Origin of the sequence: Geothermobacter hydrogeniphilus (genome assembly GCF_002093115.1) — a bacterium.
In the GTDB taxonomy this organism is placed as follows: domain Bacteria; phylum Desulfobacterota; class Desulfuromonadia; order Desulfuromonadales; family Geothermobacteraceae; genus Geothermobacter_A; species Geothermobacter_A hydrogeniphilus.
The window spans coordinates 22852-41095 of sequence record NZ_NAAD01000017.1 but is presented as its reverse complement, the minus strand read 5'-3'; the positions used below and the strand labels follow the sequence as shown (position 1 = coordinate 41095).

Sequence of the window (18244 nt, the reverse complement as noted above, 5' to 3'; positions counted from 1 at the left end):
TTATAGTTTAATCTTTTCCTGCCACCGCAACGGGCTTTGACTCTTTATGAACCAACGGGAATTGAAAAATCTCCTGGCCGAGATCAGGGACGGCCGGATGGATCTTGATGAAGGGCTGGCACGGCTGCGGCATCTGCCTTTCGAGGATATCGGCATCGCCCGGATCGACCATCACCGCGAATTGCGGCAGGGATCCCCCGAGGTCATCTTCGGCGAAAACAAGACCCCGGAGCAGCTGCTGACCATCGTCTCCGCCATGACCGGTCGACAACGGAATATTCTCGTCACCCGGCTGGATGAAGAGAAAGGCGGGCTCCTGGTCAGCCGCTGGCCCGAGGGGGACTACGATCCTCTCGCCCGGACCTTCTGCCTGCAGTTGTCCCCCCTGCCCGACCTGCACCGGGGACCGCTGCTGATTGCCTGTGCCGGGACGTCCGACCTGCCGGTCGCCCGCGAAGCGATGGTGACCGCCCGCATGTTCGGAATCGAGGTTGAGGAACTGACCGATGTCGGCGTCGCCGGCATCCATCGACTGCTGGCTGAAACCGATCCTCTCAGCCGGGCCGCGGCGATCATTGTTGTCGCCGGGATGGAAGGGGCCCTGCCTTCAGTCGTCGGCGGACTGGTCGCGGTCCCGGTCATCGCCGTACCCACTTCGGTCGGCTACGGCGCGGCCTTCGGCGGCGTTGCCGCCCTGCTCGGCATGCTCAATTCCTGCGCCGGCGGAGTCACCGTGGTCAATATCGACAACGGTTTCGGCGCCGCCTTCGCCGCCGCGCGCATTCTGAGACGACAACCGGCATGAAGACCCTCTATCTCGACACCTTTTCCGGCATCTCAGGAGACATGCTGCTCGGTCTGCTGATCGATCTCGGGCTGCAGGCACGGCAACTGGAAGAGGGGTTGAAAGGATTGCCGCTCAGCGGCTGGCGGTTGCGGATCGGTCGCGAATCCCGCCACGGACTCGGCGGCACGCGGGTCGAGGTTCTCTGCGACCCCGGTCAACCGCAGCGACACTGGAAAGAAATTGACACCATGCTGGCCGACAGCGACCTTCCGCAAACAGTCCGTGATACGGCCCGGCGGATTTTCCGGCGTCTGGGCGAAGCCGAAGCAAAGGTCCACGGCTGCGATATCGACCAGGTCCACTTTCACGAAGTCGGCGCCGTCGACGCGATCATCGATATCTGCGGCGCGGCCCTGGGGCTCTCCCTGCTCGGCATCGAACAGCTGATCTGTGCTCCGCTGCCGCTCAGTCGAGGGTTCGTCACCACCGCCCACGGCCGCATGCCGCTGCCCGCTCCGGCCACCGCCGAACTGCTGACCGGGCACCCGGTCTGCGATGCCGATTCCGGTTATGAACTGGTCACTCCCACCGGGGCGGCCATCGCCGTCACCCTGGCACGTTTCGGTTCCCTGCCGCCGATGCGGCTCGACCGGGTCGGCTGCGGTGTCGGGGGACGCGATCTTGCCGACCGGCCCAACCTGCTGCGTGGTTTTCTCGGCCACAGCCAAAATTCGGATCCGCAACGGGACCAGGTCGCGGTGCTGGAAAGCCACCTTGACGACGGCAACCCGGAATGGCTCGGTCACCTGATGGACCAGCTGCTTGCGGCAGGAGCCCTGGACGTCGCTTTCAGTCCGCTGCAGATGAAGAAAAACCGCCCGGCAACGGCGGTCCGCATCCTGGCGCGGCCGGAGCAGGCCGACGCTCTGGCGCAGCAGCTGCTGCGCCAGAGCAGCGCCGGCGGAGTCCGCATTGACCTGCAGCGGCGCCTGAAGCTGCGCCGGGAGGCGGGCCGGGTTGCAACACCCTGGGGCGAGGTCGCGGTCAAACTCTTCTTCGACGGGGACAGGCTGTTGCGGGTCACCCCCGAATTCGAAGACTGCCGGCAACTCGCCGAGCGGCATCAGATTGATTTGCCAGAGGTCTACCGCGCTGTCGAACGGGCAGCCGACGGACTCTTCCCCCGGAAGGAGCAGGAATGACGGAAGCGGATCACGCTCGCGGCACAGAACCGCGCTTGGCGCTGCTGCTGGCGACCAACGTCGGTCTCGGCCTGGCGCCGGTCGCATCGGGAACCTTCGGCACCCTGGCCGGGATACCGGTTTTCTGGCTGCTCAGCCATCTCGGCGGATTTCTCTATACCCTGGTCTGGCTGCTGCTGCTGGTCATCGCTGTTCGCGTCTCCGACCGTGCCGGCCGCTATTACGGGGTTGCCGACGACGGACGCATCGTTATCGATGAACTGCTCGGCTACCTGGTCACGGTGGCCCTGCTGCCCTTCAGCTGGACAGCGGCAATCCTCGGCTTCCTCTTCTTCCGCCTCTTCGACATCGCCAAACTGCCGCCCGCATCCTGGTTTGACCGGGAGATGAAAAACGGTCTCGGAGTCGTCCTCGACGACGTCGCCGCCGGCATCTACGCCGCCCTGGCCCTGCGCTTCTGCCTGGCAATCTTTACTTGAGTTATCAGTTATCAGTTGGCAGTTATCAGCCTCGAACCTCGAACCTTGAACCTCGAACCTTGAACCTCAATCAAACCTTTGCCCATGACCGACGCCATCGACATAGAGGTTCCGCCAACCGGCAGCGAAAAAGTCACTGCCGAGCTGCTGATCCGCTCCGGTCTGACCCTGGCGCTGGCGGAGTCCTGCACCGGCGGTCTGATCGCCGCCCGGCTGACCGAAGTTCCCGGCGCCTCGGCCTTTCTCGAGCGGGGCGTGGTCTGCTACGCCAATAGCGCCAAACGGGACTGGCTGCAGGTTCCCGAAGCAATCCTCAACGGGGTCGGCGCGGTCAGCAGCGAGTGCGCCGAAGCCATGGCACGCGGTGTTCGTGCCGCGGCGGGGACCGATCTCGGACTGGCGGTCACCGGCATTGCCGGGCCAGGCGGCGGAACGGCTGAGAAGCCGGTCGGCACCGTCTACCTGGCCCTGGCCGATGACGACCAGCTCCACTGCGAGCGCCTGTCCCTCAGCGGCAGCCGCCGTCGCATCCGGGAATTGACACTGGCAAAGGCCCTGGACTGGCTGCAGTCCGCGGCCCGCAGGCATCTGCAGGAGGATTGAGATGCCGTTGCCGCTCACCGAACTTTCAACCGTTGCCGGTCTGATCCTGTTCCTGCTTCTCCTGGCGGCCTTCTTCATCCTCGGCCTGGCACTGGCCCGCAGCCGGAGACAGGCTCGCAAGCTTGCCGCGGAGCTGGAAGCCCGGCAGCGGCACATCGACACGCTGGAACAGGACGTCAGCGCGGCCCGCCTGCGCAGCCGGCAATTGCTCACCTTTGCCGGTGACGCGATGTTTTTTCTCGATGCCGCCGGCGAGCGCCTGGTGGAACAGAACCGGGCCGTCTGTGAACTGCTCGGCTATTCCGCCGCGGAACTGGCCGGGATGAATCTCGACAACCTGTTTCCCGGACACCAGAAACGCCGCTACCAGCGCCTGGTCAAGAAGGTCCGCAAGTACGGCTATGGAGAAGAGGGGGAACTGCTGTTCCGCCGCAAGGACGGCTCGACCTTCATCGGCGCTGTCCATGCCCGGCTCGGCACCCTGGGCAATGAGCAGGTAGTTCACGGAACCGTCCGCGACGTCACCACGATCAAGCAGATTGAAAACGAACTGCGTCGTAAAAACCGCGACCTGGCCCTGCTCAACCGCATCGCCCACAGCGCCGCCTCCAGTCAGGATCTGCAGAGCCTGCTCAACGGACTGCTGAAAACGGTCGTCGAAACCCTCGACACCACCGGCGGCGGCATTTTCCTGCTGCGGCATGCCGGCAGCGCCCTGCACCTTGCGGCCGGTCTGAACATCTCCTCCGAGGTCAACCGGGAACTGGCCCGCATCCGCCCCGACCAGGGGCTGATCGGCAGGGTGATCAGCAACGGCCGGCCGCGTTCCACCACCGACCTCAACCATGATCGACGACGCTGGTCGAAGACGGTTCTGGAGGACGGCTGGAAAGGATTTCTGGCGGTTCCGATCGGAATCGCTGCCCGCACCCTCGGCGTTCTCTTCATTTACAGCCGCAAGGCACGGGTCTTCACCCGCGAGGAGACCCAACTGCTGATGGCCATCGGCCGCCAGGCCGGAACCGCCGTCGAAGGGGCCGAGCTGCTCGATGCCCTGCGCTGGCAGAACCGGCTGACCGAGGCCAGCAACCGGGAGCTCGAGGCGTCCCGCCACCGGTTGAAGGAAAACCTGCGCCGCCAGCAGGAAGCGACCCGCACCCTGGAACGCCTGGAACGGATGAAAAACAATTTCCTCGCCCTGGCCTCCCATGAGCTGCGCACCCCGCTGACCTACATTCTTTCCGGATCGGAACTGCTGCTCGACAACAGCGAATTGCTGAATCAACAGCAGCGGCAACTGCTGCAGGCGGTCCATCGCGGGGGTGAGCGGTTGCAGGAAATTGTCAACGATCTGCTCGAAGTGGCCAGGCTTGAAGCCCAGAGCATCTACCTCGGCAAGGAAAAGATCCGCCTGGTCCCGCTGCTCTCAAGCATCGGCAGCAACCTGGAGAGCCGTCTGGAAAAGCTGCAGCTGCAGCTTTCCATCGACCTGCTGCCCGAAATCGAATTGTACGGCGACCCCGACCATCTGCGGCGGGCCGTGCAGCGGTTGCTGGAAAATGCCGCCAAGTTCACCCCGCCCGGCGGCATGATCGACATTACCGGGCGGAATATTGCGGCCGCCGACCTGGTCGGCCGCAAGGAAACGTTGAAACCCTTCACCACCAACTTCTTCGATCGCCCGCTGCATCCCGCCTACCTGCAGTTGACCATCCGCGATACCGGAGTCGGCATCGACCCTGAAGAGCAGGTCCGTATCTTCGACAAGTTCTATGAAGTCGGTGAGATCACCAGTCACCACACTTCGCAGGCCAGTTTCGGCGGCAAGGGAGTCGGCCTCGGCCTGACCCTGGTGCGCGGCATGATCGAAGCCCACGGCGGGATGATCTGGGTCGAATCGGCCGGCACTGCCGACGGCGGTCGGGGCAGCAGTTTCCACATCGTACTGCCGCTTGAAGGGGAGACGGATGCCGTCGCCGCCACCGGGACCTGAAGCTGCCGACCTCCGCCGCAGCTTTATCGCCATCCCGCTGCCGGAAGAATGCAGAAAACATCTCGCGGCCATTCAACGGCAGATGGCCGCCATCCTTCCGCCAATCCGCTGGAGCCGACTTGACAGCCTCCACCTGACCCTCCGTTTCCTGGGAGACTGGAACGAGGAAACGCTTGAACAAGTTGCTGTTTCTATGCTATCGGTAGCTCGTTTAAGCGCGGCCTTCGAAATCCACCTTCAGCAGCTCGGTGCCTTCCCGACACCACGCCGGGCGCGGGTCATCTGGCTGGGGCCGGATTCGCTCACGCGGCTGACCCGACTGCACCGAAAACTTGATGACGCACTTCGCAGCTGCGGCATCCCGCCGGACGCGAAACCGTTCCGCCCGCACCTGACTCTCGGTCGCATCCGGGGCCGGCCGCTTGACCTGAGCGAACCGCTGACCCGACTCGGCGCCGTTGACGGCGGACGGCTTCGCATCGGCAGCATGGTGCTCTATGAAAGCCGCCTGCTGCCCGGCGGCGCCCGGCACCTGCCGCGGGCAAAGGTTCCACTTGGACAGTGTGACATATCCTGACACGACACCGGACTAACCTGATCCCAACCTGAACGGGAGGACATGGAAATCATGGCGGACAACAATCGCACTCGCAGCATCGAACTGGCCATGGGGCAGATCGAAAAACAGTTCGGCAAAGGCAGCATCATGCGCCTCGGCGACGACAACAGCCTGCCGGACGTCGAAGCGATTTCGACCGGCGCCCTGTCGCTGGACATCGCCCTCGGCATCGGCGGCGTTCCCCGCGGCCGGGTCATCGAGATCTACGGTCCCGAGTCGTCTGGCAAAACCACTCTCGCCCTGCATATCGTTGCCGAAGCGCAGAAGAAAGGCGGCATCGCGGCCTTTGTCGATGCCGAGCACGCCCTGGATGTGCATTATGCCGGGAACCTCGGCGTCAACACCGACGATCTGCTGGTTTCCCAGCCCGATACCGGCGAGCAGGCACTGGAAATCACCGAGGTGCTGGTTCGCAGCGGCGCCATCGACGTGCTGGTGGTCGATTCGGTCGCCGCCCTGGTGCCGCGCGCCGAGATCGAGGGAGAGATGGGAGACGCTCACGTCGGTCTGCAGGCACGACTGATGTCACAGGCGCTGCGCAAGCTGACGGGAACCATCAGCAAGAGCAACTGCTGCGTCATCTTCATCAACCAGATCCGCATGAAGATCGGCGTCATGTTCGGCAACCCGGAAACCACCACCGGCGGTAACGCGCTGAAATTCTACGCCTCGGTGCGCATGGATATCCGCCGCATCGCCGCCATCAAGCAGGGCCAGGATGTGATCGGCAACCGCACCCGGGTCAAGGTGGTGAAAAACAAGATCGCCCCGCCCTTCAAGGAGGCGGAATTTGATATCATGTACGGGCGCGGCATTTCCCGCGTCGGCGACATCATCGACCTCGGCGTCGAACAGGGCATCGTCGACAAGAGCGGCGCCTGGTATTCCTATGCCGGTGAACGGATCGGCCAGGGACGGGAAAATGCCAAGATCTTCCTCAGCGAACATCCGGAAACCGCCGACGCCATCGAAGCGAAGCTGCTGGAGCATTTCGGCCTGCTTGACAACCCGGCGGAGGCACAGGGAGCCTGACGCATGGAACTGAATGATATTCTTGGACTGGCGCTCAAGGCCCGGGCGTCCGATATCCACCTCAAGGCAGGGCTGCCGCCGATCTATCGCATCGACGGCAGCCTGCGTCCGTTGCCGAAAGCGCCGCGCATCAGCCCGGAGGAGACCCGGCAGATCGCCCACGACATCATGAACGATGTTCAGCGGGCGCGGATGGAGGATGTCCACGAAGTCGACCTCTCCTACGGGGTTCCCGGACTCGGCCGCTTCCGCGTCAACGCCTTTCTGCAGCGCGGCTCGGTGTCCCTGGTATTCCGGACCATCCCCTTTGAATCCAAGAGCATCGACCAGCTGCTGCTGCCTCCGGTGCTGAAAAAACTGGCCGATGAACCGCGCGGCATGATCCTGGTGACCGGCGCCACCGGTTCCGGCAAGTCGACCACCCTGTCGGCCCTGCTCGATCACATCAACAACCACCGCACCGCTCACATCGTCACCATCGAGGACCCGATCGAGTACCTGCACCGCGACAAGAAGAGCATCATCAACCAGCGCGAAGTCGGCTTCGACACCGAGGGCTTCGACATCGCCCTGAAGAGTGCCCTGCGCCAGGACCCGGATGTCATCCTGGTCGGCGAGATGCGCGACTACGAGACCATCGAGACCGCCATCACCGCCGCCGAAACCGGTCACCTGGTGCTCTCCACCCTGCACACGGTCGACGCCCCGGAGACCATCAACCGGATCATCGGCGTCTTTCCCCCCTACCAGCAGCGCCAGGTCCGCATGCAGCTGGCGTCGATCCTCAAGGGGGTCATCTCCCAGCGGCTGGTACCGCGCGCCGACGGCAAGGGCCGGGTGCCGGCCATCGAGGTGATGGTTTCCTCGGCACGGGTACGGGAACTGATCGAGGACAAGGAAAAGACCAGACTGCTGCGCGACACCATCGCCCAGGGCTATGTCGCCTACGGCATGCAGACCTTCGACCAGTCGCTGATGCAGCTGCTGCAGAAGAAGCTGATCACCTTCGACGAAGCCCTGCGACAAAGTTCCAACCCCGATGATTTCAAACTCAAGATGTCGGGAGTCTCCTCCACCTCGGACGGCACCTGGGAAGATTTTGAGGACAAGGATGCCAAGATCGAGGGACGGGATGTCCTCAAGGATGGCGAGACCATCCACCTCGACCGTCTCTAGGCGTGGATGACCGGGAGCGCAAGAATCGCTCCGGGGCACGGGAGCAGGACCCCTGGCCCGTGGCCCTGCGAATGCTCACCCGCCGGGACCACAGCCGCGCCGAGTTGCAGCGCAAATTGTTGCGGCGCGGTTTTGACACCGCGGCCGTTGCGGAGGTCCTGGAACGCTGCCGGCAGCTCGGCTACCTGGATGATCGCCGCTATGCCGAACAGCTCGCCCGCAGCCTCGCCGGCAGCGGCCGGGCGGTCGGCCGGCGCCTGGAACTTGAACTGAAAAAACGCGGGATTGAAAGCAGCCTGGTGGAACAGGCCTGCGCCGCTGTCGACGCCCGGACCGACCGCGGAAACCTGATCAGCGACCTGGCCGCGCGACGCTATCCAGGATTTGACTATGCCCGGGCGGATGACGCCCGGCGTCGCCGGGTGGTCAATTTTTTTCTGCGCCGCGGATTTCCCCTCGGGGAGATTCTCGCCGCGCTCAACAGTGAACGATAAAGAAGGATGCACCAGACATGTTGACCGGAAGCCAGATCCGCCAGAAATTTCTCGACTACTTTGCCGCCAGGGGACACACCATCGTCTCCTCCTCCTCCCTGGTGCCGCACAACGATCCGACCCTGCTGTTCACCAACGCCGGCATGAACCAGTTCAAGGACTGCTTTCTCGGCGCCGAAAAACGCAGCTATGTCCGTGCCGTGTCCTCGCAGAAATGTGTCCGCGCCGGCGGCAAGCACAACGACCTCGAGAACGTCGGCCGCACCGCCCGCCACCACACCTTCTTCGAAATGCTCGGCAACTTCTCCTTCGGTGATTATTTCAAACCGGAAGCCATCGCCTTCGCCTGGGAGTTCCTCACCGGAGAGCTGCAGCTCGACACTGACCGCCTCTATGTCACCGTCTACACCGACGATGACGAGGCGGCCGACATCTGGCACAAGCAGGAGGGGGTTCCGAAAGAACGGATCTTCCGCTTCGGTGAAAAGGACAATTTCTGGTCGATGGGCGACACCGGTCCCTGCGGCCCCTGTTCGGAAATCTTCTGGGACAACGGCCCCGGCACCGGCTGCGGCAGTCCCGACTGCGCCGTCGGCTGCGACTGCGACCGCTACATGGAGATCTGGAACAACGTCTTCATGCAGTTCGACCGTCAACCGGATGGCACCCTGGTGCCGTTGCCGAAACCGGCCGTCGATACCGGCATGGGACTGGAACGGATCACCACCGTGATGCAGGGAGTCACCTCCAATTACGACACCGACCTGCTGCGGGACGTGATCCGCAATATCGAGCAGCTCTCCGGCAAGCGTTACGGCGACCGGGAAGACGATGATGTCTCGATGCGGGTCCTGGCCGACCACAGCCGCGCCACCGCCTACCTGATCGCCGACGGCGTGCTCCCCTCCAACGAGGGCCGCGGCTACGTGCTGCGGCGGATCATGCGGCGCGCCATGCGTCATGCCAAGATGCTCGGCTTCGAAGACCCGATCCTCTACCGGACCGCCGTATTCGTACTTGAGTTCATGGCCGAGGCCTACCCCGAGGAAGCCGAACGCCGGGATTTCGTCGCCAGGGTGGTGCAGAACGAGGAACATCGTTTCATCCAGACCCTCGGCAACGGCCTGCGGATTCTGCAGGACGAAGTGGCCAAGCTCAAAGCCGACGGCCGGTCCCGCATCCCCGGCGAGACGGTTTTCAAACTCTACGACACCTATGGCTTTCCGGTCGACCTGACCGCCGACATCGTCGAAAAGGACGGTTTCAGCCTGGATGAGGAAGGCTTCGAAAGCTGCATGGAGCAGCAACGCGCCAAGGCCCGCGAGCACTGGAAGGGATCCGGAGAGGAAGCGATTTCGGCGGTTTACAAGCAATTGGTCGACGCCGGCATCCGCAGCCGTTTCAGCGGCTACCAGACCCTTGAAGACCAGGGAGACGTGCTGGCCCTGGTCCGCGGCGGCGAACGGATCGACGAAGCGGCCTGCGGCGAAACCGTCGACGTCATCACCGCCGTCACCCCCTGCTATGGGGAATCGGGCGGCCAGGTCGGCGACACCGGCGAGATCTGCACGGCCAACGCGACGCTGCGCATTCTCGACACCAGGAAACCGCTGCCGGATCTTCACGTCCACCTCTGCGAAGTGGTCACCGGGGCCATCCGGACCGGTGATCGGGCCACCCTGCGGGTTGACGCCGAACGCCGCCGGCAGATTGTCATCAACCATACCGCCACCCACCTGCTGCAGGCGGCCATGCAGCGCATCCTCGGCGACCATGTCAAGCAGGCCGGCTCGCTGGTCGAACCGGAGCGGCTGCGTTTCGACTTCACCCATTTCTCCCCTCTCAGCGACGACGAACTGCGCCGCATCGAAATCGAGGTCAATCGCCAGATCCGCGCCAATGCCGCAGTCCAGGCCGAGGAGATGTCCGCTGATGCCGCCAGGGAAGCCGGCGCCATGGCCCTGTTCGGTGAAAAATACGGGGATGTGGTGCGGGTCATCAGCATTGATGATTACAGTAAAGAACTGTGCGGCGGCACCCATGCCGAGGCGGCCGGCGACATCGGCCTGTTCCGCATCATTTCCGAAGGCGGCATCGCCGCCGGCGTCCGCCGCATCGAGGCGGTCACCGGCCAGTGCGCCCTGGAACGGGTACAACAGCAGCAACAGGTTCTCAACGGCGCGGCCGGCCTGATCAAAGCCGACCCGGAGCAGTTGCCGCAGCGGCTGGAAAAACTGCTCGAACAGCAGAAGGAACTGGAACGGGAAGTCAGCAGACTGCGCTCTGAACTGCAGGCCGGCCAGGCCGGAGATCTGCTGGCCAAAACGGTTGAGGTCGCCGGCATCAAGGTGCTGGCCACGCCGGTGGAAAGCATGAACGGCAAACAGCTGCGCGAGATGGCCGACAAGCTGCGCGACAAACTCGGCAGCGGCGTGCTGGCCCTCGGCTGTGAATTCAACGGCAAGGCCAACCTGCTGGTCGCCGTCAGCAAAGACCTGACTGACCGGCTGCATGCCGGACAACTGATCGGCAAACTGGCCGCCGGCATCGGCGGCCGGGGCGGCGGTCGCCCCGACCTGGCCCAGGCCGGCGGCAGCGAGCCGGCCAAGCTGGCCGCTACTCTTGAACAGACCACGACACTGATCAAGGAGCAACTGGGCGGCTGAACCAAAGGGAAATCGGCACCTTCATGAAATTATCGCCCCGTCCGGGGCCCGCCCCGGAACAACGGCAGTCCGATCGCACCATTCTCATCGTCGACGACGAAGAAGTGCTCCGCGATCTCTGCGCCAGGGTCCTGGACAACTACCGCACCCTGCAGGCCGCGGATGGCCGGGAAGCCCTGGAAACACTGGGCAGAGAACCGGTCGACCTGGTCCTGACCGATGTCATGATGCCGGGCATGAACGGCCTTGACCTGCTGCGGGAGATCAAGCAGCAGAATCCCAACCGGGCGGTGGTGATGATGACCGGCTACGGTGACAAGGAGGTCATTCTCCGGTCACTGAAGCTGAACGCCGATGATTTTATCAGTAAACCGATCAACCTGCTGCAGTTGCGCACCACCATCGGCAAGGCGCTGGAGAAAATAAGCCTGCGCGAGGAGCTGATCGAACTGCAGAAGATGGATCAGCTCAAGAGCGACTTTCTCGGCCTGATTTCGCACAAGCTGAAGACCCCGGTTACGGTTATCTCGCTGTTCATTCAGAACCTGGCGCGGGAATTCGAAAACCACCCGGATGCCGCGTTCCACCGCAACCTCGCACTGATCCAGGAAGAGTCGAGCTACCTGGCCAGCCTCATCCAGGATCTGCTGCAGTACAGCGACAAGGTTCTCACCCCCCGCCCGCCCCACCGCACCCCGATCGATCTTGCCGATCTCGTCCCCGCCATCCTGGTCGACCTGCGGGAGCAGTCCACCCGGCACGGACTGGAGATGGTCTGCGATCTGCCGGGCGATCTGCCCGCGGTCAGAGTCGACCGGGAGCAGATCAGTTTCTGCCTGCGGGCGCTGCTCGACAATGCCCTGAAATTCACCCCCGACGGCGGCAGGGTCACTTTGACGGCAACGGCCGGAGCGAAATACATCGAACTCAGCGTGACCGACAACGGGCCGGGCATCGCCCCGGATCAGCAGCAGAAAATCTTCGAAAAATTCTACCAGATCGATCCTGACAACACCGGGCAGATCCGCGGCTTCGGTCTCGGGCTTTATTACGCGCGGGAGTTTCTCCGCGCGCACGGTGGGCGACTCGAGGTGCGAAGCCGCCCCGGCCGTGGCGCCACATTCTCCCTGAGCCTGCCGCTCGCGCCCGAAAAAGAAGACCGTTGAGGCTGCTTTCGTTCTTTTTCTCCCCGTCACGCTATGATATATTTGCGTTTTTCGCAAATTGACCTGCAGCGACTCGGGGACTCCGGTTCCCGTTGAGGAGAAACCCATGTTCCGCGGCACCACTATCATCTGCGTGCGCAAAGGCAAAGATGTCGCCCTGGCCGGCGACGGCCAGGTCACTCTCGGCAACACCGTCATGAAGCATACCGCGCGCAAAATCCGCCGACTGCATGACAACCAGGTCCTGGCCGGATTCGCCGGCAGCACCGCCGACGCCTTCACCCTGTTTGAAAAATTCGACGCGAAACTGAAGGAATTCCGCGGCAACCTGACCCGCGCCGCGGTGGAGATGGCCAAGGACTGGCGCACCGACCGGGTGCTGCGCCGTCTCGAAGCACTGCTGATTGTCGCTGACAGCGAAACCACCCTGGTTCTCTCCGGCGCCGGTGATGTCATCGAGCCGGATGACGGCATTGCCGCCGTCGGTTCCGGCGGCAGCTTCGCCCTGGCCGCCGCCCGCGCCCTGACCGCCCATTCCGATCTCGACGCCCGCGCCATTGTCGAACAGTCACTGCGGATCGCCGCCGGCATCTGCATCTACACCAATGAGCAAATCACCGTGGAGGCGCTGCCGTGACCAATTTCACCCCGCGCGAGATCGTCTCGGAACTGGATCGCTACATCATCGGCCAGCAGAAGGCCAAGCGCTCGGTTGCCATCGCCCTGCGCAACCGCTGGCGCCGGCAGCAGGTCGCTCCGGAACTGCGGGAGGAAATCGCGCCGAAGAATATCATCATGATCGGCCCCACCGGGGTCGGCAAGACCGAGATCGCCCGCCGGCTGGCCAAGCTGGCCCAGGCCCCCTTCGTCAAGGTCGAGGCGAGCAAATTCACCGAGGTCGGCTATGTCGGCCGCGATGTCGAAAGCATGGTCCGTGATCTGCTGGAACTGGCCGTCGTCATGGTCAAGGAGGAGGAGGCCGAAAAGGTCCGGGTCAAGGCGGAGGATGTCGCCGAAGAACGGTTGCTGGACCTGCTGCTGCCCGGTGAGGCGCATCGTTTCGACGAAACCGCCGCCGCCCAACCGGGCTCAACCCGGGAAAAACTGCGCAAGCTGCTGCGCGACGGCAAGCTTGACGACCGCTTCGTGGAACTGGAAACCCAGGAGAGCAACATACCGACCATGGAAGTCTTCACCCCGCAGGGCACCGAGGAGATGGGTTTCAACATCAAGGAGATGTTCGGCAACCTGTTCCCGAAGAAGACCCGGCGCCAGCGCATCAAGGTCAGCGAAGCCCGCGAAATCCTGGTGCAGACCGAGGCCGAAAAGCTGGTCGACATGGACCAGGTCAAGCAGCTCGCCCGCACCCGCGCCGAGCAGAGCGGCATCATCTTCATCGACGAGATCGACAAGATCGCCGCCCGCGAGGGGATGCAGGGGCCGGAGGTCTCGCGCGAGGGAGTCCAGCGGGATATCCTGCCGATCGTGGAGGGCAGCACCGTCAACACCAAGCACGGGCCGATCCGGACTGACCATATTCTCTTCCTGGCCGCCGGCGCCTTCCATGTCAGCAAGCCGTCCGACCTGATCCCGGAGCTGCAGGGGCGGTTCCCGGTCCGGGTCGAGCTGGAGAGTCTCGGGGAGGCGGAATTCGTCCGCATCCTCACAGAACCGCGCAACGCCCTGATGCGCCAGTACATTGCCCTGCTGGAAGCCGAGGGGCTGGAGCTGACCTTCGAGGATGAAGCGATTCACGAGATCGCCCGCACCGCGGCACTGGTCAACGAGCGCACCGAGAATATCGGCGCCCGACGGCTGCACACGATCATGGAACGGCTGCTCGAAGAGATCTCCTTCGACGCTCCGGAGATGGCCGAGAAACGCCTGACCATTGACGCCGACTACGTGCGTGACAGGTTGGCCGACATCGTCGAGGACGAGGATCTGTCGAGGTATATACTGTAACCCGGCCCCGCCGGGTCACAGGCCCGAGGCACCGGGCGTCGGGGAAAACCACCCCCTGCGCCTGGCGCCCTGTGCCCGCAGCCTGGAGCAAAGCGACTATGCAGAAACTGATTGAGAAGGCCAATGTCCTGACCGAGGCGCTGCCGTGGATCAAACGCTTCTACGGCAAGACCATCGTCATCAAGTACGGCGGCAACGCCATGGTCGAGGAACGGCTCAAGGAAAGCTTCGCCCGCGACATCATTCTGATGAGATACATCGGTCTCAACCCGGTGGTGGTACATGGTGGCGGTCCGCAGATCGGCCAGGTCCTCGAAGCGATGGGAATCGAAACCCGCTTTGTGCAGGGGATGCGGGTCACCGACGCGGCGACCATGGGAGTGGTCGAGATGGTCCTTGGCGGCAAGGTCAACAAGGAGATCGTCGCCAACCTCAACCGCCACGGCGGTCGGGCGGTCGGTCTGACCGGCAAGGACGGCGGACTGATCACCGCCCGCAAGCTGGAAATGAAACAGATCAATCCAGACACCCTGACCCCGGAAATCATCGATATCGGCATGGTCGGCGAAGTCGAACAGATCAATCCCGAGATCATCGAGGCGCTGGAACAGAACAACTTCATTCCGGTCATCGCCCCGGTCGGCATCGGTGCCGACGGCCGTTCCTACAATATCAACGCCGACCTGGTCGCCGGGCGTATCGCCGGGGCGCTGCGGGCGGAAAAACTGATCCTGCTGACCGATGTCGATGGAATCCGCGGCAAGGACGGCAAGCTGATCTCGACCATCGACCACTGCCGGGTGGCGGAACTGATCGCCGACGGCACCCTGACCGGCGGCATGATCCCGAAGGCCAACTGCTGCGTCGAGGCGGTCAGGGCCGGGGTCGGCAAGACCCATATCATCGACGGGCGGATGGAACACGCCTGTCTGCTGGAAATTTTCACCGACAAGGGAATCGGCACCGCGATTGCCGATTTTGAAAACCCCCGGGCGTAAGGCACGAGGCTCGGGGCAAGAGGTTCTGTTGGCCGCCCCTGGCGGCCCATTCGACCTCGCGCCCCTCGCCCCGCACCCCGCGCCTGTTCCCGAAGGGAACCATATGACCACATCAGCCAACTGGATATCACGGGGAGAGCACGTCATCACCCGCACCTACGGCCGCTACCCACTGGTCCCGGTACGCGGCGCCGGCTGCCGGCTGTGGGATGTCGACGGCAGGGAATATCTCGACTTTCTGGCCGGGGTCGCGGTCAACAATCTCGGTCACTGTCACCCGCAGGTGGTCACGGCCCTGCAGCAGCAGGCGTCGACCCTGCTGCACTGCTCCAACTTCTACCACATCCCCCAGCAGATCGAACTGGCCGAACTGCTGACCGCCAACAGTTTCGCCGACCGGGCTTTTTTCTGCAATTCGGGGGCCGAGGCCAACGAGGCGGCGATCAAGCTGGCGCGCAAATACAGTCTGGACAAGCGCGGCCCCGACCGTTCCGGCATCATCACCGCCCTCGAATCCTTTCATGGCCGGACCATCGGTGCCATCAGCGCCACCGGGCAGGACAAGGTTCGGACCGGTTTCGCTCCGACGGTCCCCGGCTTCAGCTACGTCCCCTTCGGCGAGATCGACGCCCTCGAAGCGGCGATCACCCCCGAAACCTGCGCCGTGTTACTTGAACCGGTTCAGGGCGAAGGGGGCGTCAACCTGCCCCCCGCCGGTTACCTGAAGCAGGTACGGCAGCTCTGCGACAGGCACCAGCTGCTGCTGATTTTCGACGAGGTCCAGGTCGGCTGCGGCCGTACCGGTCACCTCTTCGCATACCAGCACGACGCCGTCGAACCGGACATCATGACCCTCGCCAAGGCCCTCGGCGGCGGTTCGCCGATCGGCACGATGCTGTCCACGGAGGAGGTCGCCACCAGTTTCGGCCCCGGCACCCACGGTTCAACCTTCGGCGGCAACCCGCTGGTCGCCGCCGCCGGCATCGCCACCATGAAGGTGCTGCTCGAAGGGCATGTGCTGGACAACTGTATCGCCGTCGGCGCCTACCTTCGGTTCCGCCTGGAACAGCTGAAAAAGGACTTCTCCTTTATCCGCGAGGTTCGCGGCCGCGGCCTTATGCTGGGCGTCGAACTCGATATCGAGGGCGCCGACATCGTCGTCCGGGCGATGCAGAAGGGCCTGCTGATCAACTGCACGGTCGGCAAGGTGCTGCGCCTGGTGCCTCCGCTGATCGTCAGCCGCAGTGAAGTCGATCAGGCGATCGACATTCTTGAAGATATTTTCCGAGAGATGCCAGGAGCAACCCGATGAAGAAAGACTTTCTCTGCCTCAGCGACTGGAGCAAGGCGGACCTCGACCAGCTGTTCGCCCTCACCGGCGATCTCAAGGCCCGGCAGAAACGCGGTGAACCGCACCGGCTGCTGGAAGGCAAAACCCTGGCGATGATCTTTGAAAAGAATTCGACCCGTACCCGGGTCTCTTTCGAGGTCGGCATGCACCAGCTCGGTGGTCACGCCCTGTTCCTGCATTCGGGAACCACCCAGATGGGACGCGGCGAACCGGTCAGGGATACCGGCCGGGTGATGGCCCGCTACTGCGACGGCATCATGATCCGCACCTACTCTCAGCAGGCGGTCGAAGAGCTGGCGAAATGGTCGGACGCCCCGGTCATCAACGGCCTGACCGATCTCTACCACCCCTGCCAGCTGATGGCCGATATTTTCACCGTCATCGAACACAAGGGCGGCTACCGGGGATTGACCTTCGCCTGGATCGGCGACGGCAACAATATGGCCAACAGCTGGATCAACGCCGCCGCGGTCCTCGGCTTCAGGCTGCGGATCGCCACCCCGGAAGGCTACCGCCCCGACAGCGACGTGGTCGCCCGCGCCGAACAGCTCGGCGCCGACCTCAGCTTTACCAGCGATCCGCTGGAAGCGGCGGATGGCGCCGATGTCCTGTCGACCGACGTCTGGGCCAGCATGGGGCAGGAAGAGGAGGCGGAAAAGCGCCGCCGCGCCTTTGCCGGATTCCAGCTCGACCGACGGGTCCTCGACGCGGCGGCGAAGGACGCGATTGTGCTGCACTGCCTGCCGGCCCATCGCGGCGAAGAGATCAGCGACGAGGTGATCGAGTCACCGCAATCGGTGGTCTTCGACGAAGCAGAAAACCGTCTCCACGCCCAGAAGGCGATTATGGCAACCCTGATGGGATAAAAGGCAAAAGCGGGTAAGGGCAAAAGCGGCTAATGGCCAAAGGCTAAAGGAGAAAAGACAACCCTTAGCCCTTAGCCCTTAGCCCTTAGCCCTTAGCCCTTAGCCCTTAGCCCTTAGCCCTTAGCCCTTAGCCCTTAGCCCTTAGCCGAACTTAATTTTCAACTTTAGCCAACTTATATGACCATCACCTGCCCTCATTGCCGCTATTCGCGCGACATCGATCCGCTGACGGTTCCGGCCAACGTCGTCCGGGTACTCTGCCCCGAATGCGGCAAGCGGTTTCCCTGGCCGCCGAAGGAACCGGCCGAACCCCGGCCCGAGGTCGAACCGCGCGTCAGGCCGTCTCTGCCCGTGACCCGGACGTTGCCGCGGACCGCCGGTTTCGGCCTGCGTCTGGTGGCGCAGTTGATCGACGGATTGGCCTACGGGCTGCTGACCCTCATCATCGCGATCGGGCTCTACCTGATCATCGCCTTTTTCGGCGGCAGCAACGAACGTGTTCTCGGCATGATGAGCGGGCTGGCCCTGTTCACCATCATTGCCGTCAGCTGGCTGTTCAGCGTCTTCTTCATCGGCTACTGCGGCCAGACGCCGGGCAAGATGGTCACCCGCATCAAGGTGGTCCGCAGCAGCGGCGGAGAGATCGGCTTCGGCGCCGCTATCTTCCGCGAACTGGTGGGCAAGTTCATTTCGACCATGCTCTTCGGCTGCGGCTACCTGATGGTGCTGTTCGACGAGCAGCATCGGGGACTGCACGACAAAATTGCCGATACCAAGGTTGTCAAGCTGTGAGCTGCCGGATGTGAGATGTGAGATGAAAAAAGCTGCAGGCGCCTGTCGGTGCCTG

17 protein-coding genes are annotated in these 18244 nt (G+C 63.4%); all 17 read left to right on the top strand.

Features of this window, described 5'->3' with window-relative positions; all coding sequences use genetic code 11:
• The first annotated feature begins 46 nt into the window (after window positions 1-46).
• The 17 genes from larB (at window position 47) to B5V00_RS12860 (ending at window position 18189) form a co-directional block, all read left to right on the top strand.
• Window positions 47-805, top strand: a complete 759-nt coding sequence (gene larB / locus B5V00_RS12940; RefSeq protein ID WP_085011227.1) for a nickel pincer cofactor biosynthesis protein LarB — start codon at window positions 47-49, stop codon at window positions 803-805.
• Complete coding sequence (larC, locus tag B5V00_RS12935) at window positions 802-1989, top strand: nickel pincer cofactor biosynthesis protein LarC (protein WP_085011226.1); 1188 nt, start codon at window positions 802-804, stop codon at window positions 1987-1989. Before larB ends, larC begins: the two co-directional genes overlap by 4 nt.
• A complete protein-coding gene (locus tag B5V00_RS12930; protein ID WP_085011225.1) occupies window positions 1986-2468 on the top strand; it encodes a phosphatidylglycerophosphatase A family protein in 483 nt (160 codons plus the stop codon). Before larC ends, B5V00_RS12930 begins: the two co-directional genes overlap by 4 nt.
• A gap of 84 nt (window positions 2469-2552) precedes the next feature.
• Window positions 2553-3071, top strand: coding sequence for a CinA family protein (locus tag B5V00_RS12925; RefSeq protein WP_085011224.1), 519 nt, complete (start codon window positions 2553-2555; stop codon window positions 3069-3071).
• 1 nt (window position 3072) lies between these two features.
• Entirely contained in the window at window positions 3073-5064 is a 1992-nt protein-coding gene (locus B5V00_RS12920; protein WP_085011223.1) for an ATP-binding protein, read from the top strand.
• Window positions 5039-5641: an RNA 2',3'-cyclic phosphodiesterase gene (gene thpR, locus B5V00_RS12915; protein WP_085011222.1), complete on the top strand. Its 603-nt coding sequence runs from the start codon at window positions 5039-5041 to the stop codon at window positions 5639-5641. Before B5V00_RS12920 ends, thpR begins: the two co-directional genes overlap by 26 nt.
• Before the next feature lie 51 nt (window positions 5642-5692).
• Window positions 5693-6715 (top strand): recombinase RecA, encoded by a 1023-nt coding sequence (gene recA / locus B5V00_RS12910; protein ID WP_085011258.1) that lies wholly within the window; start codon window positions 5693-5695, stop codon window positions 6713-6715.
• 3 nt (window positions 6716-6718) lie between these two features.
• Window positions 6719-7891: a type IV pilus twitching motility protein PilT gene (locus tag B5V00_RS12905; RefSeq protein ID WP_085011221.1), complete on the top strand. Its 1173-nt coding sequence runs from the start codon at window positions 6719-6721 to the stop codon at window positions 7889-7891.
• 59 nt (window positions 7892-7950) lie between these two features.
• On the top strand, window positions 7951-8385 hold the full coding sequence (locus B5V00_RS12900; protein WP_245803974.1) for a regulatory protein RecX: 435 nt from the start codon (window positions 7951-7953) through the stop codon (window positions 8383-8385).
• A 20-nt stretch (window positions 8386-8405) separates the two neighbouring features.
• A complete protein-coding gene (gene alaS, locus B5V00_RS12895; RefSeq protein ID WP_085011256.1) occupies window positions 8406-11051 on the top strand; it encodes an alanine--tRNA ligase in 2646 nt (881 codons plus the stop codon).
• 23 nt (window positions 11052-11074) lie between these two features.
• On the top strand, window positions 11075-12217 hold the full coding sequence (locus B5V00_RS12890; protein WP_085011220.1) for a hybrid sensor histidine kinase/response regulator: 1143 nt from the start codon (window positions 11075-11077) through the stop codon (window positions 12215-12217).
• A 106-nt stretch (window positions 12218-12323) separates the two neighbouring features.
• A complete protein-coding gene (hslV, locus tag B5V00_RS12885) occupies window positions 12324-12854 on the top strand; it encodes an ATP-dependent protease subunit HslV (RefSeq protein ID WP_085011219.1) in 531 nt (176 codons plus the stop codon).
• Window positions 12851-14182 carry an ATP-dependent protease ATPase subunit HslU gene (gene hslU / locus B5V00_RS12880; RefSeq protein ID WP_085011218.1) on the top strand — a complete coding sequence of 444 codons (1332 nt, stop codon included), beginning with the start codon at window positions 12851-12853 and terminating at the stop codon, window positions 14180-14182. The genes hslV and hslU overlap by 4 nt, the downstream gene beginning before the upstream one ends.
• A gap of 98 nt (window positions 14183-14280) precedes the next feature.
• Window positions 14281-15180, top strand: a complete 900-nt coding sequence (gene argB / locus B5V00_RS12875) for an acetylglutamate kinase (protein ID WP_085011217.1) — start codon at window positions 14281-14283, stop codon at window positions 15178-15180.
• Window positions 15181-15283: 103 nt separating this feature from the next.
• Window positions 15284-16492, top strand: a complete 1209-nt coding sequence (locus tag B5V00_RS12870; protein ID WP_085011216.1) for an acetylornithine transaminase — start codon at window positions 15284-15286, stop codon at window positions 16490-16492.
• Window positions 16489-17397: an ornithine carbamoyltransferase gene (gene argF / locus B5V00_RS12865; RefSeq protein ID WP_085011215.1), complete on the top strand. Its 909-nt coding sequence runs from the start codon at window positions 16489-16491 to the stop codon at window positions 17395-17397. Before B5V00_RS12870 ends, argF begins: the two co-directional genes overlap by 4 nt.
• Before the next feature lie 177 nt (window positions 17398-17574).
• Entirely contained in the window at window positions 17575-18189 is a 615-nt protein-coding gene (locus B5V00_RS12860) for an RDD family protein (RefSeq protein WP_085011214.1), read from the top strand.
• The last annotated feature ends 55 nt before the right edge of the window (window positions 18190-18244 follow it).